This is a genomic window from Azoarcus sp. TTM-91 (genome assembly GCF_012911025.1).
Taxonomy (GTDB): domain Bacteria; phylum Pseudomonadota; class Gammaproteobacteria; order Burkholderiales; family Rhodocyclaceae; genus Azoarcus.
Genome location: NZ_WUEI01000005.1, coordinates 54,761 through 75,511, shown reverse-complemented (window position 1 = coordinate 75,511; position 20,751 = coordinate 54,761). Strand labels below are relative to the sequence as shown.

Below are 20,751 nucleotides of genomic sequence, written 5' to 3'. Positions count from 1 at the left end.
GATCTGGGTCGGTCGGGTATTCGAAGCGTAGCAGGGCCGTTTATCAAGGAGGCGAGGCATATGTTTGAAATCGTTGAGAAGGAACCGACCGGAACCGTGATCAAGGTGATCGGCGTCGGCGGCGCGGGTGGCAACGCGGTGGATCACATGATCCGCGAGGGCGTGCAGGGCGTGCAGTTCATCGCCGCCAACACCGATGCGCAGGCGCTGAGCCGCTGCCTGGCGCCGACCAAGCTGCAGCTGGGTTCGAGCGGCCTGGGCGCCGGCTCCAAGCCGGAAGCCGGCCGCGCCGCGGCGCAGGATTCGCGCGAAGCCATCATGGAGGCCCTGGATGGCGCCCACATGTGCTTCATCACCGGCGGCATGGGCGGCGGCACCGGCACCGGCGCCGCGCCCGTGGTGGCCGAGGTGGCGAAGGAGATGGGCGTGCTGACGGTAGCCGTGGTCACCAAGCCCTTCGACTTCGAGAACCGTCTGCGCGTGGCCGAGAGCGGCGTCGAGGAGCTGACCCGCAACGTCGACTCCCTGATCGTGGTGCTCAACGACAAGCTGCTGGAAGTGTTCGGCGACGACGCCGGCTTCGAGGAGTGCTTCCGCTCCGCCGACAACGTGCTGCGTTCCGCGGTCGGTGGCATCGCCGAGATCATCAACGTGCCTGGCCTGGTTAATGTGGACTTCCAGGACGTGCGCACCGCGATGGCCGAGATGGGCCGCGCGATGATGGGCTCCGCCGAAGCCTCCGGCATGGACCGCGCCCGCATCGCCGCCGAGCAGGCCGCGGTGTCCCCGCTGCTGGAAGGCACAGAGCTGTCCGGCGCGCGCTGCGTGCTGATCAACATCACCGCCAGCAAGTCGCTGAAGATGTCCGAAGTGCGTGACGCGGTGAAGACTGTGCAGGCGTTCGCCGCGCCGGAAGCCTTCGTCAAGTACGGCACCGTGTTCGACGAGTCCATGGACGACCGCATCCGCATCACCGTGGTCGCCACTGGCCTGGGCACGCCGCGCTCCGCCCGCCAGCCGGTCATGCAGGTGGTGCAGGGTACCGGTACCTACGGGCCGGCGGTCGGCGGTGTGGACATGAACAACCTGGACGTGCCGGCGGTGATCCGCAGCGGCCGCCGTACCACGGTTGAGGCGATGAGCACGAACGGCATGGGAACCTACGATATCCCGGCCTTCTTGCGTCGCCAGGCCGACTGAGCCTTTTCCGCGACGGCCTGTCCGACGACGGGCGTTTGCAGGAGCCGCTGCCTCCGGTTCCTGCGAACGCCCGTCTCCGCTTTTCCCGCGCCTTTCGTGATCGGCTGGGCGTCTGCCGGTCCTGGTGCGGCGTTGCATCAAAGGTCGCGTGTTAGAATCGCGCCCTTACAGGACGGCAACAAAATGATCAAGCAGCGCACCCTCAAATCGGTAGTCAAGGCGACTGGCGTCGGTCTGCATGGCGGCAGAAAGGTCAATCTGACCCTGCGCCCGGCCGCGCCGGATACCGGCATCGTGTTCCATCGGGTGGATCTCGATCCGCCGCTGGACCTGCCGGCCGATCCCTACTCGGTGTGCGACACCCGCATGTGCTCCGGCCTGGAGAAGGGCGGCGAAAAGGTGGGCACAGTGGAACACCTGATGTCCGCGCTGGCCGGCCTGGGGATCGACAACCTGCATGTCGACGTCGATGCACCGGAAATTCCCATCCTGGATGGCAGCTCGGGCCCTTTCGTCTTCCTGCTGCAGTCCGCCGGCATCGAGGAGCAACCCAAGCCCAAGCGTTTCATGCGGGTGAAGAAGGCGGTCGAGTACCGCGAGGGCGACAAGTGGGTGCGCCTGGAGCCTTACGAAGGCTTCCGTCTGGATTTTTCCATCGTCTTCAACCATCCGGCCATCGAAAGCACCGCGACTTCGGTGACGGTCGACTTCGCCGAACACTCCTACGTGCGCGACGTTGCCCGCGCCCGCACCTTCGGTTTCATGCAGGACGTGGAGTTCATGCGTGCCAACGGTCTCGCGCTGGGCGGCAGCCTGGACAACGCCATCGTGATGGATGAGTACCGTGTGCTCAATGCCGATGGTCTTCGCTATGCGGATGAGTTCGTCAAGCACAAGGTGCTGGACGCCATCGGCGACCTCTACCTCTGCCGCCATCCGCTGCTGGCCGCCTACTCGGCGCACAAGGCCGGTCACGCGCTGAACAACCAGATTCTCCGCGTACTGCTGGAGGATGCTTCGGCCTGGGAACTGGTGAGTTTCGAGCAGGAAGCGGCAACGCCCGCTGCGGTGGCGCACCAGTTCGCGCCGGCGGCCCTGGCGGCCTGAGCGGACCGGCGTGTTGATCCTGCGCCTGTGTGCAGTGCTGGTGGCGCTGGGCATCGGTGGTTCGCTGCTGCTGTGGCTGTTCACCGGTAATCCCCGCTACCGGCGCTGGGCCTGGAACATGTTCCGCGCCGGCGTCGTCGTGCTCTTCGTCTTTCTTGCCTTGTTTGCACTGGAGCGGGTACTGGCACCCATGCTCTGAAGCTACCGGCGGTACGCCGGTTGCGGAGTTCAGCCTTCCTTGCTGCGCCTGGCCAGCCGCTCCAGCGAGATACGCAGTGGCGAATCCGGCGGTAGCGTGGCTGCGAAGTCGGTGAGGGTGTTGCGGGCTTCGACGGAGATCCGGCGGTCCACCGGCGGCTTCACCCACGGTTGCTGCTGGGGCGTGGCCACCTTCACCTTGATGTCGCTGATTACATGGCCGGCGCGAGCCAGATGTTCGATCAGGCTGGGTGCCATCTGTTTCAGCCTCACGGCGACCGCGCCACCGTCGGCGCTTATCACCAGAGTCTGATCCTTGAGGTTGGCGACCCTGCAGGCGGCGGCCAACTGTGGCGGCAGGCCGCGGGCGAGCGCGTTCTGCAGGCGCAGCAGCCGGGCTGCATGATCCTGCAGCCGCGCCAGGGCGTCACCGCTGCCCAGGTAGCCTTGAAGAAGTCGCGTCATCGGATGGGTATCGGAAGGAAGGTCGCTCAGAGAGCGGATTTGCCCGACATGATAAACTCGCCGCTTTGCCGAATCGACGACGAACGTCACTCCCACACATGATCTCCGGTCTGCTCAAGAAAATCTTCGGTAGTCGCAATGACCGCCTGGTCCGCCAGTATTCCCAGAAAGTGCGGCGGATCAACGAACTGGAGCCGGAAATCTCTGCGCTTTCTGACGAAGCGCTGCGGGGGAAGACCGACGAATTTCGCCAGCGCCTGGCGCAGGGCGAGACGCTGGACGCGCTGCTGCCGGAAGCCTTCGCCGTGGTCCGCGAGGCCGGCAAGCGGGTGCACGGCATGCGCCACTTCGACGTCCAGCTGATCGGCGGCATGGTGCTGCACGACGGCAAGATCTCCGAAATGCGTACCGGCGAAGGCAAGACGCTGATGGCGACCTTGCCCGCCTACCTGAACGCGCTGGCCGGCAAGGGCGTGCACGTCATCACGGTGAATGATTACCTCGCTTCCCGCGATGCCGACTGGATGGGCCGCATCTACGGCTTCCTCGGCCTCACCACTGGCTGCAACCTGTCGCGCATGGCGCATGCCGAGAAGCAGGCCGCCTACGCGGCGGACATCACCTACGGCACCAACAACGAGTTCGGCTTCGACTACCTGCGCGACAACATGGTCTATGCGCTGTCGGAGCGGGTGCAGCGCGGTCTGAACTTCGCCATCGTCGATGAGGTGGACTCCATCCTGATCGACGAAGCACGCACGCCGCTGATCATCTCCGGCCAAGCCGAGGATCACACCGAGCTCTATCTGAAGATGAACCAGGTGGCTCCGTTGTTGAAGAAGCAGGAAGGCGAGGGCGACAACGTCACCGATCCGGGCGACTACACGGTAGACCTGAAGGCGCACCAGGTGCTGCTGACCGAGCAGGGCCACGAGAACGCCGAGCAGATCATGGTGCGCATGGGCCTGCTGGCCGAAGGGGCCGGTCTGTACGAGCCCGGCAACATCCTGCTGGTGCATCACCTCTATGCCTCCCTGCGGGCGCATGCGCTGTACCACAAGGATCAGCACTACGTGGTCCAGAACGGCGAAGTCATCATCGTCGACGAATTCACCGGCCGCCTGATGGCTGGCCGCCGCTGGTCCGACGGTCTGCACCAGGCGGTGGAGGCCAAGGAAGGCGTGCGCATCCAGGCTGAGAACCAGACGCTGGCTTCCATTACCTTCCAGAACTACTTCCGCATGTACGCCAAGCTGGCGGGTATGACCGGCACGGCGGATACCGAGGCCTTCGAGTTCCACTCGATCTACAGCCTGGAAACGGTGGTCATCCCGACCAATCGGCCGACGCAGCGCAAGGATGAGAACGACAAGGTCTACCGCACCGCGAAGGAAAAGTGGGACGCGGTGATCGCTGACATCCAGGACTGCGTCAAGCGCGGCCAGCCGGTGCTGGTGGGCACCACTTCCATTGAAACCAACGAATACCTGTCCGCGCTGCTGAAGAAGGCCAAGGTCGAGCACCAGGTGCTCAACGCCAAGCAGCACGATCGCGAGGCGGAGATCATCACCGAGGCTGGCCGCCCGGGCGTGGTCACCATCGCCACCAACATGGCCGGCCGGGGTACCGACATCGTGCTCGGCGGCAACATCGACAAACTGGTGAGCGCGGTGCGTGAAGACGCCAGCCTGTCGAGCGATAGCAAGGAAACGCGCATCGCCGAACTGCGCGGCGAGTGGAAGAAGGTGCACGACCAGGTGCTGGCCGCCGGCGGCCTGCACATCATAGGCACCGAGCGCCACGAATCCCGCCGCATCGACAACCAGCTGCGTGGCCGTTCCGGTCGCCAGGGCGATCCGGGTTCCAGCCGCTTCTACCTGTCGCTGGAAGATCCGTTGATGAAGATCTTCGCCGGCGAGCGTCTCAACGCCATCATGGTGCGGCTGAAGATGCCCGAGGGCGAGGCCATCGAACACGGCATGGTCACCCGCTCGCTGGAGTCGGCCCAGCGCAAGGTGGAGCAGCGCAACTTCGACATCCGCAAGCAGCTGCTGGAATACGACGATGTCGCCAACGACCAGCGCAAGGTCATCTATCAGCAGCGCAACGAACTGCTGGAAAGCGAGAACATTTCCGAGACCATCAACGCCATGCGCCACGGCGTGCTCAACGATGTGTTCCGCACCTATGTGCCGCAGGAAAGCGTCGAGGAGCAGTGGGATGTGGCGGGGCTGGAGCAGGCGCTGGCCTCGGATTTCAGCCTCAAGCTGCCGCTGACCGAACTGGTCAAGGCCGAGCAGGACCTGGACGACGAATCGCTGCTGAAGCGCATCATCGATGCGGCCGAGGAAAGCTACGCTGCCAAGGTCGCCCAGGTGGACGCCACCGCCTGGCAGCAGTTCGAGCGCAATGTCATGCTGCAGAGCCTGGACACGCACTGGCGTGAGCACCTGGCGGCGCTGGATCATCTACGCCAGGGCATCCACCTGCGCGGCTACGCGCAGAAGAACCCCAAGCAGGAGTACAAGCGCGAGGCCTTCGAGCTGTTCGAGAGCCTGCTCGACATGGTGCGCAACGACGTCACCAAGCTGCTGATGACGGTGCAGATCCGCACCGAGAGCCAGCTGGAAGAGGTAGAGCCGCCGGCCGAGATGGAGAACGTGCAATACCATCACGCTGACTACGACGAAGCCTTGGCGGCGGCGAATGCCGATACTGGCGCCCAGCCCGCTTTGTCAGGGCCGAAGGTGGGGCGCAACGACCCCTGCCCCTGCGGCTCTGGCAAGAAATACAAGCACTGCCACGGCAAGCTGAATTGATACCGCGGACGGCCCTTCGGGGCCGTCCTGCATTGGGCGTTCCAGCGGCCTCTTCCTGTGGGCCGCGACCGGAATCCGCTATCATCCTCGACCCCATTCCGGCACGCCTTTGCTGCGTCCCCTTGTTGCGTCTTTTTCACCGGAGAATCGCATGGCCGTCAATCTGAGCACCCCGAATCCCGCCGATCTGCTGCCTGTTCCCGGCGTTCGCCTCGGCGTCGCCGAAGCGGGCATCCGCAAGGCCAATCGACGCGACTTGACGGTGCTCGAACTGGCTGAGGGCAGCCGGGTGGCCGGCGTTTTCACCAAGAACCGCTTCTGCGCCGCGCCGGTGCAACTGTGCAAGGAGCACCTGCCCCAGGGCGGCATCCGCGCGCTGGTGATCAACACCGGTGTGGCGAATGCAGGCACCGGCGAAAGCGGCCTGAGCCACGCACGCGAAACCTGCGTTGCGCTGGCCGCCGCGCTGGGCGTGGCGCCGCAGCAGGTGCTGCCTTTCTCAACCGGTGTCATTCTGGAGCCGCTGCCGGTGGAGCGGCTGGTGGCCGGGCTGCCCAAGGCCGTTGGCGCGCTGAAGGCGGATGGCTGGTTCGACGCGGCGCACGCCATCATGACCACCGACACGCTGGCCAAGGCCGTGTCCGCCCAGGTCCAGATCGGTGGCCGCAGCGTCACGCTGACTGGCATGAGCAAGGGCGCCGGCATGATCAGGCCCAACATGGCCACCATGCTGGGCTACCTGGCCTGCGACGCGGCGGTGAGCCAGCCGCTGCTGGACGAACTGGTGAAGGAGGCCGCTGATCTGTCCTTCAACAGCATCACGGTGGATGGCGATACCTCCACCAACGACTCTTTCATCCTCATCGCCACCGGTCAGGCGGGCAACGCGGAGATCGTCGATGCCGCGGGGGCGGACTACAAGGCGCTGCGCGACGCGGTGGTATCGGTCGCGATCCGCCTGGCCCAGGCCATCGTGCGTGATGGCGAGGGCGCGACCAAGTTCATGACCATCGCGGTGGAGGGCGGCCGCAGCCGCGAGGAATGCCGCCAGGTGGCATACGCGGTGGCGCAGTCGCCGCTGGTGAAGACTGCCTTCTTCGCTTCCGATCCCAACCTCGGCCGCATTCTGGCTGCCGTCGGCTACGCCGGCGTGGATGACCTGGACGTTTCCGCCCTGCGGGTCTGGCTGGGCAATCCGGACGAGTCGGTGCTGGTGGCGGAGCAGGGCGGCCGCGCCGGCAGTTACAGGGAAGAAGCCGGCGCGCGCATCATGGCGCACGCCGAACTCACGGTGCGCATCGATCTCGCGCGCGGCGACAGCGCCGCCACCGTGTGGACCTGCGATTTTTCCTACGACTACGTGAAGATCAACGCCGACTACCGTTCCTGAGCGCGCAACTGCGCCGGCCGCGCCCGCTGCCTCAGTGCAGCACGCGCGGCATCGCCAGCATGAAGGTCGGGATCTCGGCGTTGAAGCGGTGGCCGTCTGCAGCGGTCATCTGGTAGCTGCCGTGCATGGTGCCTACCGCGGTTTCCAGCACGCAGCCGCTGGTGTATTCGAAAGTCTCGCCCGGCGCCAGCGTTGGCTGCTCGCCCACCACGCCCTGGCCGTGTACTTCCTGTACGTGGCCGGTACCGTCGGTGATGATCCAGTGGCGGCTCAGCAACTGGGCGCCAAGCTTGCCAACGTTGCGGATGGTGATGTGGTAGGCGAAGACATAATGATCGTCGTCCGGGTTGGACTGCTCTTCCACGAACTCGGCGACGGCTTCGACTTCGATCCTGTAGTTGTCCGATGTACTCACTCGCTTGCCTGTGTCTTGATGAAGGGGAGTGCCGGGAAGCAGGCCGGGCCTGCCAGCCTGGGCGTCCTTCTCCAGCAAGAAATCTGCCCGCCGACGCCCGGTCTGTTTTTTGCCCGCCGCGTGGCGGAGCCTCGGCGGTAAAATAGCATTTTGTCCGGAAGTTCTGTCATGTCCCTCGCTGTGCCCTCCGCCCTTACCGCACTGTCTCCGCTCGATGGCCGCTACCACGGCAAGGTTTCGAGCCTGAGGGACCATTTTTCCGAGCACGGCTTGATCCGCAACCGTGTCCGCGTCGAAGTCGAGTGGCTGAAGGCGCTGGCCGCCGAGCCGGCGCTGGCGGAGATCGCGCCTTTTTCCGCGGCCACCATCGCCGAACTGGACGAAGTGGTGGCCACTTTCGCGCCGGCGGACGGTGAGGCGGTCAAGGCCATCGAGGCCACGACCAACCACGACGTGAAAGCGATGGAGTATTGGCTCAAGAAGCGCCTGGGCCACAACGCCGAAGTGATGAAGGTGTCGGAATTCATCCATTTCGCCTGCACCTCGGAGGACATCAACAACACCTCCCACGCGCTGATGCTGAAGGCCGGCCGCGACGAGGTGCTGCTGCCGGCGCTGGATGCGGTGATTGCCCGCTTCCGTGAGCTTGCGCACCAGCATGCGGCGCTGCCCATGCTGTCGCGCACTCACGGTCAGCCGGCCAGCCCGACCACGCTGGGCAAGGAGATGGCCAACATTGCTGCCCGCCTGCTGCGCGCCCGCGCCAGCATCGCCGCGGTGGCACTCACCGCCAAGTTCAACGGCGCGGTCGGCAACTACAACGCCCACCTCTCCGCCTGGCCCGAGTTCGACTGGGAAGGTTTCAACCGCCGTTTCGTCGAGTCCCTTGGCCTGAGCTTCAACGCCTACACCATCCAGATCGAGCCGCACGACACCATGGCCGAACTGTTCGACGCCATCGCGCGCCTGAACACCATCCTGATCGACGCCTGCCGCGACATCTGGATGTACATCTCCTTCGGCTACTTCAAGCAGCGCCTGAAGGAGGGTGAGGTCGGCTCCTCCACCATGCCGCACAAGGTCAATCCGATCGACTTCGAGAACGCCGAGGGCAACCTCGGCATCTCCACCGCCATCCTGCGCCACTTCTCCGACAAGCTGCCGATTTCCCGCATGCAGCGCGACCTCACCGACTCCACCGTGCTGCGCAACATGGGCATCGGTTTCGGCCACACCGTGCTGGCGCTGGACAGCGCGCTGCGCGGCCTGGGCAAGCTGGAGGCAGACCCGCAGCGCCTGGCGTCCGACCTGGACGAATGCTGGGAGGTGCTGGCCGAGCCGGTGCAGACGGTAATGCGCCGCTTTGCCATCGAGAACCCCTACGAACAGCTGAAGGCGATGACCCGGGGCAAGGGCATTACCCGCGACGCCCTGCATGAGTTCATCCGCAGCCTGGCCATCCCCGAGGCTGACCGCGAGCGCCTGCTGGCGATGACGCCGGCCAGCTATATCGGCAAGGCAATCGAACTCGCCCGCGCTATCTGATCCGCCGGCCGCCGGCGTCCCCGCCGCGCGGCCCCTGCACACCGGCGCCCCGCCGTGATAGCCGGGCGCCGTTTCCATTCCGACGAGGAACATCCATGGCCTTTGCCGAAAACCTCAAGCAGCTGCCCGGCGTTTCCCACCTGGCGGCGATCAACCTGCTCAACGATGCTGGCGAAGTGCTGGCGACGATAGAGAACAAGCCTGGCCAGGCCGGCTCCCTGGCGGTGTACAACCACCTGGCGCAACTGCATGGCGCGATCACGCCGGAAGCCGCGCGCAAGGGCTTGGAACTGTATGCCGAGCACACGGAGGATGCTCGCCTGAATCCTGGCAAGCATCCCAACATCGACCGCCTGATCGGCCTGATGGAGCGTGGCGAGACGATGAAGGTGAAGCAGGTCTTCGCCATCTGAGCGCTCATCGTTTGCCGCTCCAGGCGGGGCGGCAGGCAAACAAAAAGGGGCGCCGTGGCGCCCCTTTTTCTCGTCCAGAGAATCTGCTGGGTCAGACCACCGCCTCTTCCTTCTCTTTTTTCACTTTGACGAACTGCTCGCGGGAAATGCCCAGCCACATCGCCAGCGGACTAGCGACCAGCACCGAGGAGTAGATGCCGAAGCAGATGCCGATGGTTAGCGCCATGGCGAAGTAGTGCAGCGTCTCACCGCCGAACAGCAGCATGGAGAGCACCATCATCTGGGTGCTGCCGTGGGTGATCACGGTACGCGAGATGGTGCTGGTGATGGCGTGGTTGAGCACTTCCGGCGTGCTCATGTTGCGCTTCTTGCGGAAGGTTTCCCGCACGCGGTCGAATACCACTACCGATTCGTTCACCGAATAGCCGAGCACCGCCAGTGTCGCCGCCAGCACCGCCAGTGAGAACTCCCACTGGAAGAAGGCGAAGAAGCCCAGGATGATCACCACGTCGTGCAGGTTGGCGATGATGGTGGCCACGCCCAGGCGCCACTCGAAGCGCATCGCCAGGTAGATCACGATGCCGAAGATCACCAGCAGCAGCGCCATCGCACCGTCGCTGGCGAGCTCCTTGCCCACCTGTGGACCGACGAACTCTACACGGCGCAGCTCTGGCGGCTGGGTGGATGCCTTCTGCAGCGTGCCCATGACGCGCTCGGCCAGGCCGTTGCTGTCGGCGCCTTCCTTGTTCGGCAGCCGAATCATGATGTCGCGGGCGCTGCCGAAGTTCTGCACCAGGGTGTCGGTGTAGCCATCGGCGGCAAGCGCCTCGCGCAGCGGCTCCAGCGGCTGGGCCTCGGCATAGGTCACCTCCAGCACGGTACCGCCGGTGAACTCCACCGACAGGTGCAGGCCGCGGGTGGCCAGGAAGAACACAGCCAGCAGGAAGGTGAGCAACGAGATGACGTTGAACACCAGCGCATGGCGCATGAAGGGGTAATCTTTCTTGATGCGGAAAAATTCCATGATTGCTTGTCCTCTTTTCCGCGATCAGTTGCCCGGCTTCCAGACCTGGCCGATGGAGAGTTTGTCGATCTTGCGGCGGCGGCCGTAGATCACGTTGATCAGCATCCGCGACACCAGGATCGCGCTGAACATGGAAGTCAGCAGGCCCAGGCAGTGCACCACCGCGAAGCCGCGCACCGGACCGGAGCCGAACACCAGCAGCGCGATGCCGGCGATCAGGCTGGTGACGTTGGAGTCCAGGATGGTGCCGAAGGCGCGGTCGTAGCCGGCGGCGATGGCCGCTTGCGGGCTGGATCCGTTGCGCAGTTCCTCCCGGATGCGTTCGTTGATCAGCACGTTGGCGTCGATCGCCATGCCTAGCGTCAGCGCCATGGCGGCGATGCCCGGCAGCGTAAGCGTTGCCTGCAGCAAGGACAGCAGCGCAACCAGCAGCAGCAGGTTGGCTGCCAGCGCGATGGTGGAGACTACGCCGAACAGCGCGTAGTAGATGCACATGAACACCGCGATGGCGATGAAGCCCCATAGCGTGGAGTGGAAGCCCTTGGAGATATTGTCCGCCCCCAGGCTGGGGCCGACGGTGCGCTCCTCGATGATCTCCATCGGCGCTGCCAGGCTGCCGGCGCGCAGCAGCAGGGCGACGTCAGTGGCTTCGGTCGTGCTCATGCGGCCAGAGATCTGCACCCGGCCGCCGCCGATCTCGGTGCGGATCACCGGCGCGGTCACCACTTCGCCCTTGCCCTTCTCGATCAGCAGGATGGCCATGCGCTTGCCCACGTTCTCGCGGGTCAGGTCGCGGAAGATGCGGGCGCCGGCGGCGTCCAGGGTGAGATGCACCGCCGGCTCGTGGGTCTGGCCGTCGAAGCCGGGCTGGGCATCGGTGAGGCGGTCGCCGGTCAGCACCACCTGCTTCTTCACCAGTAGCGGCAGGCCGCCACGTTCGGTGTAGAGCTCGGTGCCGAAGGGAACGTTGCCGGCCATCGCCTGCTCCAGCGCGCCCGGGGTGTCGTCCACCATGCGCACTTCCAGGGTGGCGGTGCGGCCGAGGATGTCCTTGGCCTTGGCCACGTCCTGCACGCCGGGCAGTTGCACCACGATGCGTTCCGCGCCCTGTTGCTGGATCACTGGCTCGGCGACGCCCAGTTCGTTGATACGGTTGTGCAGGGTGCCGATGTTCTGCTTGATGGCGAAGTCGCGCATCGTCTGCAGCGCCTGCGGCGTCAGCGTGGCGACGAGGCGGAAGTCGCCGGCACCGTCGTCGCGGTTGGTGAGCTGCAGGTCGGCGGTGGACGCCTGGATCGCGCTGCGCGCGGCGTCGCGCTCGGCTTCGCTGCGGAAGCGGATATGCACGCTTTCGCCTTCACGGTTGATGCCGGCATGGCGGACGTTCTTGTCGCGCAGCACGGTGCGCAGATCGCCGCTCAAGGAGTCCAGGCGCTTGGCCAGCGCGCCCGGCATGTCCACCTGCAGCAGGAAGTGCACGCCACCGCGCAGGTCGAGGCCGAGGTACATCGGCAGCGCATGGATGGCGGTGAGCCAGGAGGGCGAGGCCGGCAGCAGGTTCAGCGCGACGACGTAGCCGGGATCCTGCGGATCCGGGTTCAGCGCACGCTCGATGGCGTCCTTGGCGCGGATCTGCTCGTCGGTGCCGGCGAAGCGGGCACGCACGCTGGTGGCGTCGGAGAAGATGCCCTGGTTGTCGATGCCGGCTTCGCGCAGGGCGTTGGCGACGCGATCGGTCGCGGCGGCCGGGTCCAGCTTGACGGTGGCCTTGGCGCTGGAAACTTGGACTGCGGGTACCTCGCCATAGAAATTCGGCAGGGTGTAGATCAGGCCCCAAAGGAGAATCAGGCCGATCAGTAGGTTCTTCCAGAGTGGATAGCGATTCATCGTAGACGAGGTAGGCAGGCTTGGAGCTGTTCGGGAGGACCACGGCTGGCCGCGGAAACGGGCGCTCCGGCCCGCTTCCGCCCGGCGGATTACAGCGCCTTCAGCGTGCCTTTCGGCAGCACGGTGGCGACGGCTTGTTTCTGGACGATGATGTTGACCTTCTCGGCGACTTCGAGGTGAACGAAGCCGTCGCCGATCTCGGCAACGCGGCCGGCGATGCCACCCTGGGTCACGACTTCGTCGCCCTTGGACAGCGCTTCCACCATGGCCTTGTGCTCTTTGGCGCGCTTCATCTGCGGACGGATCATCAGGAACCAGAGCACCACGAACATCAGGATCAGCGGCAGGATGCCCATCAGGCCTCCGGTCGGATCCTGGCCGGCGGCCTGGGCGTAAGCGTTGGAAATCAGCACGGTCTACTCCAGAGTTTGCAAAAAGCGGTCGATTATAGCAGCAGCGTTTTTTCCCTTGCCCTGAGCGGCCTGCAGCCGCGCTTGAGGCGAGGGCGGAATGCTCCGACAATGTGCGCTGCAATATGTTCGGAGCACGCGTGGTGATCGACGAGGAGAAGGCGCTGGAGGAACTGGTGGGGCGGGGAATCCGCATACCGCCCCAGCCGGATATTTTGGTCGAGCTGAGTGCGCGCCTGCAGGATGGAGATTACGACGCCGCCTCCCTGGCCGCCCTGATTTCACGCGACGCCGCAATTGCCGCGATGCTGTTCAAGGTAGCGCGCAGCCCGCTTTTCTCCCGCGGCCGGGCGCCGGACAACCTGGAGCAGGTGCTGGTGCGGCTGGGGTTGAAGCAGACGATCAACCTGGCGCGTGCGGTCGCCCTGTCGGCGAGGGTCCCCGAGGGCAGCAAGGCCATCCTGCACCGCTTCTGGACCCGCTCCCGCGAGATCGCCCAGCTGGCGGCGCTGGTTGCGGAAGACCGGGTGTCGGTGTGCAACGTTTTCCCCGACCAGGCCTATATGGCGGGGATCTTCCTGGAATGCGGGGTGCCGGTGCTGATGCAGCGCTTTCCGGACTACGCTGCCGGGTTGCTCAGCAGCGGGAGCTTCGATCTGCCCAGCGTCAAGGACGAAGATCAGCGCTTCAACGTGGATCACTGCACCATCGGCTATCTGGTGGCGCGGCATTGGCGGCTGCCGGATTTCGTCGCCCAGGCCATCCTGCACCACTACGATATTCCGCGTGAAGAGCTGGGGGCGGTACGTACCGTGGTGGCCATCCTGCAACTGGCCATCCACTGCCACCACGGCATCAATGGCACCGAGAACAGGGTGTGGTACCGCGTCGGCGCCGAAGCCCTGAACGAACTCGGCCTGCACCCGGATGGCCTGAGCGAGTTCCTGGACGAGATCCGCGAGGCCTTCCACGCCCGCGGCGTGTAGGAGGCCCTCCGCTCAGGCGGTGCCGCGGGCGCGGTCCGCCGCGAAGCGCTGACGGAAGCCGTCGAAGTCGCCGGCGGCGATGGCTTCCCGGATTTCCGCCGTCAGGACCTGGTAATAGCGCAGGTTGTGGATCGTGTTCAGCATGCTGCCGAGGATTTCCCCGGTGCGATGCAGGTGGTGCAGGTAGGCGCGGCTGAAGTTGCGGCAGGCATAGCAGTCGCAGCTCGGGTCCAGCGGGCGCGGATCGGCCTTGTGGATCGCGTTCTTGATCTTCAGGTCGCCGTAGCGGGTAAACAGCCAGCCGTTGCGGGCGTTGCGGGTGGGCATCACGCAGTCGAACATGTCGATGCCGGCCGCCACGCCGGCGACGATGTCTTCCGGCGTACCGACGCCCATCAGGTAGCGCGGCTTTTCCCGCGGCAGGCGCGGCGCGGTGTGCGCCAGGATGCGTGCCATGTCCTCCTTGGGTTCGCCCACCGAGAGGCCGCCGATGGCAAAGCCGTGGAAGCCGATTTCCTGCAGTGCCGCCAGCGATTCGTCCCGCAGATCCTCATACATCCCGCCCTGCACGATGCCGAAGAGGGCATTGGTGTTGCCGAGCCGGTCGAACTCGTCGCGGGAGCGGAGCGCCCAGCGCTGGGACAGGCGCATCGACTTGGCCGCTTCGTCCCGGCTGGCGGGGTAGGGCGTGCATTCGTCGAAGATCATCACCACGTCGGAATTCAGCGTGTGCTGGATCTGCATGGAGATTTCCGGCGTCAGGAACAGGCGGGCACCGTCTATCGGGCTGGCGAATTTCACGCCTTCCTCGTTGATCTTGCGCAGCGCGCCCAGGCTGAATACCTGGAAGCCGCCGGAGTCGGTGAGAATCGGCTTGTCCCAGCCCATGAAGCGATGCAGGCCGCCATGTGCGGCGACCACTTCCAGCCCCGGGCGCAGCCACAGGTGGAAGGTGTTGCCCAGGCAGATGCTGGCGCCGATGTCGTTCAGCGCGGCGGGCGTCATCGCCTTCACCGTGCCATAGGTACCCACCGGCATGAAAACCGGTGTTTCCACCGTGCCATGGGCGAGGGTGAGGCGGCCGCGGCGGGCGCTGCCGTCGCTGGCGAGGAGATCAAAGTTCATCGTTGCGGCTCAGGAACATGGCGTCGCCATAGCTGAAGAAGCGGTAGCGCTGGGCGACGGCGTGGGCGTAGGCGCGGCGGATGGGCGCCATGCCGGCAAAGGCCGAAACCAGCATCAGTAGGGTGGACTTCGGCAGGTGGAAATTGGTGATCAGCGCATCGGCAACCCGGAAGCGGAAGCCGGGCAGGATGAAGATCTCGGTTTCGGCCGCTCCCGCGCGCAACTCGCCGCCCTGCGCCGCGCCTTCCAGGGCGCGCAGCGAGGTGGTGCCCACTGCGATCACCCGTCCGCCAGCGGCGCGGGTGCGGGCGATGGCGTCGGCGGTTTCCTGCAGGATCAGGTAGTGCTCGCGGTGCATGCGGTGCTCGGAGAGGTCGTCCACCCGCACCGGCTGGAAGGTGCCGGCGCCCACATGCAGCGTCAGCCAGGCGAAGTCCGCCCCCTTGGCCTTCAATTCGGCCATCACCGCATCGTCGAAATGCAGGCCGGCGGTGGGGGCGGCGACCGAGCCGGGGTGGCGGGCGAAGACCGTCTGGTAGCGGGCCTCGTCGTCGCCCCCCGGCTTGCGCTCTATATAGGGCGGCAGCGGCAGGCTGCCATGCTGCTCCAGCAGGTCGAAGAGCGCCCGCTCCGCCGGGAAGCGCAGGTGGTAGAACTCGCCGCTGCGGCCGAGCACTTGGACATCGAAGGCCCCCGCCAGGCGCAGCCGGCTGCCGGGCTTGGGGGATTTGCTGGCGCGTACCTGCGCCAGCGCCTCATGCGGGCCCACTGCCCGTTCTATCAGGACTTCGACTTGCCCTCCGGTTGTCTTGACGCCGTGCAGGCGCGCATGGATGACGCGGGTGTCGTTGAACACGAAGAGGTCGCCGGGGCGGACCAGCGCAGGCAAGTCCGAGAAGCTGCGGTCCACCAGGTTCCCGCGCTGGACTTCCAGCAGACGGCTGGCGCTGCGCGTGGGCAGGGGCGCCTGTGCGATCAGGTCGGACGGAAGGAAATAATCGAAGTCGTTGAGCGTCAGAGACATCTTGCTTGCTGCAGAAGGGGGGATTCGAGGATAATGCGCGCCTTCGCATCCGGCGGCACTTCCTGCGGCCACCCCGGGCGGAACCGGCAATTCTAGCATTGCCGGCTTTGCAGCGAAAACAAGGCCAGGGCGCGACAGCTCCGGCCTGCCTCCACGGCAAGCTTTCCGGCTTGTCGATCCCGTGCCGGGATGGCGGAATCGGTAGACGCAGCGGACTCAAAATCCGCCGCTGGCGACAGTGTGAGGGTTCGAGTCCCTCTCCCGGCACCATTTCCCTGCTTGTCCCTCGGCGTTGTTGTGCCCTCAGCCCGCGTTCCGCTTGGTCATGCGGTGCTGTTGTTCGCTGCTGGCCGGTTTTCCTTCCAGCTTTGGTGTGGCGGTGCCGATCGCGACAACTGCCGGATGCGTCAGCCGGCGCTCGACGGAGATCGCATAGAAGGATTCGGTGACCTCGTCTGCCTCCCCGAGGCGTTGCAGGCCATGCTTGCCGCAGATCTGCTCGGCGAGCAGCGAGGCGGTGGGGAAGAGACCGACGCCGGCTTCGCCGAAGGCCAGCATCAGAGCACTGTCGTCGAATTCACCGACGATGCGTGGCCTGACCCGCTGGGTTTCCAGCCAGCGCATCAGCGGGCCGCGCACCGCCGCCTCCATTCCGGGAAGCAGAATGGGCGCGCCCTCAAGGCAGGCGGGGAAGGCGCCGTTCAAGGTTGCGGCCAGTCCTGGCGCAGCGAAGAAGCTGAGGGAGGATTCGCCCAGGCGGTGGCTGTAGCCGCGCACGTCGGCATTGGTAGGCATCGGTGAGTCTGCCAGCACGACGTCCAGCTTGTGGACGGCGAGTTCACCCAGCAGTCCGTCCAGTTTGCCCTCCCGGCAGATGATGCGCAGCGGGTCGGCCAGCGCCATGGAAGGGGCCAGCAGGAGATAGGCGATGGCCTTGGGAACCACGTCCGCAATGCCGACACGAAAGGGAGTGGCGCGGCCGGTGGAGCGGTTGCTCAGCGCTTCCTCAAGTTCGCTGCCGAGCCTGAAAATCTCCTCTGCGTAGCCGAGCACCATCTGGCCGGTTTCGGTGAGTGCGAGCCGCCGGCCCTGGCGGCGGAAGAGCGTAATGCCCAGAGCGCTCTCAAGGGCTGCGATCTGGCCGGAAAGTGTTTGCGGCGCGAGGCCGGTACGTTCGCTCGCGCGCACGATGCCACCGGCCCGGGCCACATTCCAGAAATGGTGAAGCTGCTTGTAGTTGAGCAATTTCTTAAAGTTCGATAAAAACGGATAAAGATTCTGTTGAACCTGGGTTTTGCCGAACAGTCTGAGACCCTAGCATCCGACAGGTTTCTCGGCCTGTTGGCAACTGCATCAGACATATAGGAGCTTCCCATGCGAATCGATCTGCGCTGTGACGGTTTCGACGAAACCTCCGGAATGCGGGATTATGTGGCGCGGCGGATGCGTTTTGCCATCGGCCGCTTTCGCGATCACATCCAGTGGGCCCGCATCAAGGTGGCCGATGTGAACGGTCCGCGCGGCGGCGCAGACAAGCGTTGCGTGGTTCAATTGCGGCTGCGCAATCTGCCAGACGTGGTTTTTGCCATCACCCAGATCGACGTGCGTTCCGCTGTGGACGAGGCGGCCGACCGTGTGGCCCGGGTCCTGGCCCAGCGCTTGCGGCGGCATCAGCGCAGTGAGCGCCCACGGGCGCCGGCCTTGGCCTCCAGCGGCGCCTGAGTGTTTTTTTAATGTTTCCTGAATCATATTTCCCGACCGGGGCGTCTCAGCTAGACTGAGGGCCTCAAATTCGAACAGGAGGTATTCCCGCCATGGAAAACCGTATGGCAACTCCGATGACCCGCGGCGAAGCCGCCGTCGTTTCGACGAACAAGGTCATCCGCAACACCTATATGCTGCTGGCGGCGACGCTGGCGTTCTCGGCTGTGGTTGCCGGCGCCTCGCTGGCCCTGCAGTTGCCGCATCCGGGGTTGATCATCACGCTGGTCGGTTACTTCGGCCTGCTGTTCCTGACGACCAAGTTCCGCAACAGCAGCCTCGGCGTGCTGTGCGTGTTCGCGCTCACCGGCTTCATGGGTTACACCCTCGGGCCGATCCTGTCCGCCTATCTGTCCCTGCCCAACGGCAGCATGGTCGTGATGCAGGCGATGGGCGGCACCGCGGCGATCTTCCTGGGCCTGTCCGCCTATGCGCTGACCACCCGCAAGGATTTCTCCTTCATGGGCGGCTTCCTGATGGTGGGCATCCTGGTGGCCTTCCTGGCTGGCTTGGGCGCGGTGTTCTTCAACATGCCGGGTCTTTCCCTCGCGGTGTCGGCGATGTTCGTGCTGCTGATGTCCGGCCTGATCCTGTATGAGACCAGCAACATCATCCATGGCGGCGAAACCAACTACATCATGGCGACGGTGACGCTGTACGTCTCGATCTACAACCTCTTCACCAGCCTGCTGCACCTGCTCGGTGTGTTCAACAACGATTGATGCCGGCGTTCAGGTTTGCTGGATGAAAAAAGGCGGAGGCCCCAGGGCTTCCGCCTTTTTGTTTGACCGGGCGGAGAAGTTGCGCCGCCCGTTTGCAGCGCGGCGATATCTCATCCGCGCTGTCTGGTTCGCCTGAAGCAATTTTTGTGCGAACCATTTTCGGGGTGATATTGTCAGGAAACCATCGCCAGGATGCATGAGGCGCGTTGCCGTGGCCGGGGGAAGGCCGGTCAGGGCGGGCGGCTTGATCCACGTAGCGTCGATAGGCGATTCGAGCGGCATGAAGACGGGTATTCGGACTCGCTTCTCGTCAGGCTGGGCCGGGCTCTTTCCGTGCCGAGGTGCCGCGTTTGTTCTCCCCTGCCATCCGATATTCCGGCTTCCGGCAATGTCGCTGTGGCAGTGATGGGAACCCAGAATTTGGTCCTATGGGAGTTTGGCTCTCCCGCGGCATGGATGCCGATTTGGCATTCATGCTCTCGTCGTGTCCTGGCGTAGGTAATCACAACATTGGGGAAGCGACTGAATGGAACACAACATATCCCTGATCACCACGCTGGCTGCGGGTTTTGGCCTTGCGTTGATCCTTGGGTTCGTGGCCGAGAGGCTGAAACTTCCGGCCCTGGTCGGTTACTTGATGGCCGGCATCTGCATTGGACCGGCGACGCCGGGTTTCGTGGCCGATGTCGGTATCGCTTCGCAGTTGTCGGAAATCGGCGTGATGTTGCTGATGTTCGGCGTTGGCCTGCATTTTTCGCTGGACGACTTGCTGGCAGTGCGGCGTATCGCCTTGCCGGGCGCAGTGGTGCAGATGGCGGTGGCAACCGTGCTCGGCATGGGCATGGCCTGGTGGTGGGACTGGAGCCTTGGGGCCGGGCTGGTGTTCGGCCTCTCTCTGTCGGTGGCCAGTACGGTGGTGCTGCTGAAAGCGCTGGAGGCGCGTGGCGTGCTGGAGTCGATGAACGGGCGCATCGCCGTCGGTTGGCTGGTGGTCGAGGACTTGGCGATGGTGCTGGTGCTGGTGCTGCTGCCGCCGCTGGCTGGTGTGCTCGGCGGACACTCGACCGGGGCGGCGGATATTCCGCTGTGGCGCACCATCGGTCAGACGCTGCTGCAGGTGGCGGCCTTCATCGCCTTGATGCTGCTGGCGGGACGCCGCATCCTGCCATGGCTGTTGTGGCAGGTGGCGCGTACCGGGTCGCGCGAGCTATTCACGCTGTCGGTGGTGGCGGCGGCGGTCAGCATCGCTTTCGGTGCGGCCGAACTGTTCGGCGTGTCTTTTGCGCTGGGCGCCTTCTTCGCCGGCATGGTGATGCGGGAGTCGGAGTTCAGCCACCGGGCGGCGGAAGAGTCGCTGCCGCTGCGCGATGCTTTCGCGGTGCTGTTTTTCGTCTCGGTGGGGATGTTGTTCGACCCCAAGGTGCTGGTCGAGGAGCCGGTGCACGTGCTGGGCGTGGTGGCGATCATCATCGTCGGCAAGTCGATCGCGGCGGCGCTGCTGGTGCTGGCTTTCCGCTATCCGTTGAACACGGCTTTCACCGTGGCGGCCAGCCTGGCGCAGATCGGCGAGTTTTCCTTCATCCTGGCCGGCCTGGGAATGCACCTGGGGCTGCTGCCGGCGGAAGGACAGAGCCTGATCCTGGCCGGGGCGCTGATCTCGATTGCGGTCAATCCCTTCGTCTTCGCCGCGGTTTCGCCCCTGCGCAGTTGGGTGTTGAAGCGCTCGGAGCTGGCGCGCAAGCTGGAGCAGCGTCAGGACCCGCTGGCCGAGCTGCCTATGAGCACCGAGCGCAAGTACCTGGAAGGGCAGGTGGTGCTGGTCGGTTACGGCCGGGTGGGGCGACGCATTGCCCAGGCGCTGGACGCGCGCAGCATCCCGTATGTGATCGTCGAGCAGAACCGTGAGCGGGTGGAGGACTTGCGCAAGCAGGGTGCCATCGCGGTGTCGGGCGATGCGGCGGAGCCGGCGGTGTTGATCCAGGCGCACATCGCCCATGCGGCGATGCTGGTGGTGGCGACGCCGGACACGCTTAACGTCCGCCAGATGGCGGAAACCGCAAAGACGCTGAATCCCGGTATCGAGGTGGTGCTGCGCACCCACAACGAGGAAGAGGCGGTGCTGCTGGTGAAGGAGAAGATAGGCCAGGTGTTCTTCGGCGAAGAGGAACTCGCCAAAGGCATGACCGGCTACGTGCTGCAGCGTTTTGCGCCGCCGATTCCGGCGCATACCGGACGTTCCGGGCACAGCTGAGCAGGGGAC

19 protein-coding genes and 1 tRNA gene are annotated in these 20,751 nt (G+C 65.0%); 12 read left to right on the top strand and 8 right to left on the bottom strand.

Translation table 11 applies throughout. The features are described 5' to 3' along the window. Positions 1–60 precede the first annotated feature (60 nt). The 3 genes from ftsZ (at position 61) to GRF61_RS02980 (ending at position 2,506) form a co-directional block, all read left to right on the top strand. Positions 61–1,200, top strand: coding sequence for a cell division protein FtsZ (ftsZ, locus tag GRF61_RS02990; RefSeq protein ID WP_169149239.1), 1,140 nt, complete (start codon positions 61–63; stop codon positions 1,198–1,200). 183 nt (positions 1,201–1,383) lie between these two features. Continuing rightward, a complete protein-coding gene (lpxC, locus tag GRF61_RS02985) occupies positions 1,384–2,307 on the top strand; it encodes a UDP-3-O-acyl-N-acetylglucosamine deacetylase (RefSeq protein WP_169149238.1) in 924 nt (307 codons plus the stop codon). A 10-nt stretch (positions 2,308–2,317) separates the two neighbouring features. Next, positions 2,318–2,506 (top strand): hypothetical protein, encoded by a 189-nt coding sequence (locus GRF61_RS02980; RefSeq protein ID WP_133591747.1) that lies wholly within the window; start codon positions 2,318–2,320, stop codon positions 2,504–2,506. 29 nt (positions 2,507–2,535) lie between these two features. Here the strand turns inward: GRF61_RS02980 and GRF61_RS02975 are convergent, their stop codons facing one another. Continuing rightward, positions 2,536–2,970 (bottom strand): DUF721 domain-containing protein, encoded by a 435-nt coding sequence (locus tag GRF61_RS02975; RefSeq protein WP_169149237.1) that lies wholly within the window; start codon positions 2,968–2,970, stop codon positions 2,536–2,538. A gap of 98 nt (positions 2,971–3,068) precedes the next feature. Between GRF61_RS02975 and secA the strand changes: the two genes are divergently transcribed. Further along, positions 3,069–5,789 (top strand): preprotein translocase subunit SecA, encoded by a 2,721-nt coding sequence (gene secA, locus GRF61_RS02970; RefSeq protein ID WP_169149236.1) that lies wholly within the window; start codon positions 3,069–3,071, stop codon positions 5,787–5,789. 151 nt (positions 5,790–5,940) lie between these two features. Then, positions 5,941–7,179: a bifunctional glutamate N-acetyltransferase/amino-acid acetyltransferase ArgJ gene (argJ, locus tag GRF61_RS02965; RefSeq protein ID WP_169149235.1), complete on the top strand. Its 1,239-nt coding sequence runs from the start codon at positions 5,941–5,943 to the stop codon at positions 7,177–7,179. 31 nt (positions 7,180–7,210) lie between these two features. Here the strand turns inward: argJ and apaG are convergent, their stop codons facing one another. Next, a complete protein-coding gene (apaG, locus tag GRF61_RS02960) occupies positions 7,211–7,594 on the bottom strand; it encodes a Co2+/Mg2+ efflux protein ApaG (RefSeq protein ID WP_169149234.1) in 384 nt (127 codons plus the stop codon). 168 nt (positions 7,595–7,762) lie between these two features. Here apaG and purB point away from each other — a divergent pair, with 168 nt between their 5' ends. Both purB and GRF61_RS02950 read left to right on the top strand, forming a co-directional pair. After that, the gene (gene purB, locus GRF61_RS02955; protein WP_169149233.1) at positions 7,763–9,139 is read left to right on the top strand and encodes an adenylosuccinate lyase; all 1,377 of its coding nucleotides are present in this window, start codon (positions 7,763–7,765) and stop codon (positions 9,137–9,139) included. A 95-nt stretch (positions 9,140–9,234) separates the two neighbouring features. Continuing rightward, on the top strand, positions 9,235–9,552 hold the full coding sequence (locus GRF61_RS02950) for a DUF2322 family protein (protein WP_169149232.1): 318 nt from the start codon (positions 9,235–9,237) through the stop codon (positions 9,550–9,552). 91 nt (positions 9,553–9,643) lie between these two features. On the opposite strand, the gene secF is transcribed toward GRF61_RS02950, so the two are convergent. From secF to yajC, 3 genes are all read right to left on the bottom strand, one after another. Continuing rightward, positions 9,644–10,576 (bottom strand): protein translocase subunit SecF, encoded by a 933-nt coding sequence (gene secF, locus GRF61_RS02945; RefSeq protein ID WP_169149231.1) that lies wholly within the window; start codon positions 10,574–10,576, stop codon positions 9,644–9,646. A gap of 24 nt (positions 10,577–10,600) precedes the next feature. After that, positions 10,601–12,463 (bottom strand): protein translocase subunit SecD, encoded by a 1,863-nt coding sequence (gene secD, locus GRF61_RS02940; protein WP_169149230.1) that lies wholly within the window; start codon positions 12,461–12,463, stop codon positions 10,601–10,603. 89 nt (positions 12,464–12,552) lie between these two features. Next, positions 12,553–12,876, bottom strand: a complete 324-nt coding sequence (gene yajC, locus GRF61_RS02935; RefSeq protein ID WP_133591729.1) for a preprotein translocase subunit YajC — start codon at positions 12,874–12,876, stop codon at positions 12,553–12,555. A 122-nt stretch (positions 12,877–12,998) separates the two neighbouring features. On the opposite strand from yajC, the gene GRF61_RS02930 reads away from it, so the two are divergent. Next, positions 12,999–13,859 carry an HDOD domain-containing protein gene (locus GRF61_RS02930; RefSeq protein ID WP_211165699.1) on the top strand — a complete coding sequence of 287 codons (861 nt, stop codon included), beginning with the start codon at positions 12,999–13,001 and terminating at the stop codon, positions 13,857–13,859. A 12-nt stretch (positions 13,860–13,871) separates the two neighbouring features. Here GRF61_RS02930 and tgt read toward each other — a convergent pair whose 3' ends face one another. Together tgt and queA are read right to left on the bottom strand one after the other, a co-directional pair. Beyond that, positions 13,872–14,984, bottom strand: coding sequence for a tRNA guanosine(34) transglycosylase Tgt (gene tgt / locus GRF61_RS02925; RefSeq protein WP_169149229.1), 1,113 nt, complete (start codon positions 14,982–14,984; stop codon positions 13,872–13,874). Beyond that, entirely contained in the window at positions 14,974–16,008 is a 1,035-nt protein-coding gene (queA, locus tag GRF61_RS02920) for a tRNA preQ1(34) S-adenosylmethionine ribosyltransferase-isomerase QueA (protein WP_169149228.1), read from the bottom strand. Before queA ends, tgt begins: the two co-directional genes overlap by 11 nt. A gap of 183 nt (positions 16,009–16,191) precedes the next feature. Between queA and GRF61_RS02915 the strand changes: the two genes are divergently transcribed. Beyond that, positions 16,192–16,278 (top strand) — tRNA-Leu (locus GRF61_RS02915). Positions 16,279–16,311: 33 nt separating this feature from the next. Here GRF61_RS02915 and nhaR read toward each other — a convergent pair. Continuing rightward, positions 16,312–17,253: a transcriptional activator NhaR gene (nhaR, locus tag GRF61_RS02910; protein WP_169149227.1), complete on the bottom strand. Its 942-nt coding sequence runs from the start codon at positions 17,251–17,253 to the stop codon at positions 16,312–16,314. A 129-nt stretch (positions 17,254–17,382) separates the two neighbouring features. Between nhaR and GRF61_RS02905 the strand changes: the two genes are divergently transcribed. The 3 genes from GRF61_RS02905 (at position 17,383) to ybaL (ending at position 20,742) form a co-directional block, all read left to right on the top strand. After that, on the top strand, positions 17,383–17,730 hold the full coding sequence (locus tag GRF61_RS02905) for an HPF/RaiA family ribosome-associated protein (RefSeq protein ID WP_169149226.1): 348 nt from the start codon (positions 17,383–17,385) through the stop codon (positions 17,728–17,730). A gap of 92 nt (positions 17,731–17,822) precedes the next feature. Next, on the top strand, positions 17,823–18,491 hold the full coding sequence (locus GRF61_RS02900) for a Bax inhibitor-1/YccA family protein (protein WP_169149225.1): 669 nt from the start codon (positions 17,823–17,825) through the stop codon (positions 18,489–18,491). Between the two features lie 526 nt (positions 18,492–19,017). Then, complete coding sequence (ybaL, locus tag GRF61_RS02895; RefSeq protein ID WP_169149224.1) at positions 19,018–20,742, top strand: YbaL family putative K(+) efflux transporter; 1,725 nt, start codon at positions 19,018–19,020, stop codon at positions 20,740–20,742. Positions 20,743–20,751: the final 9 nt, after the last annotated feature.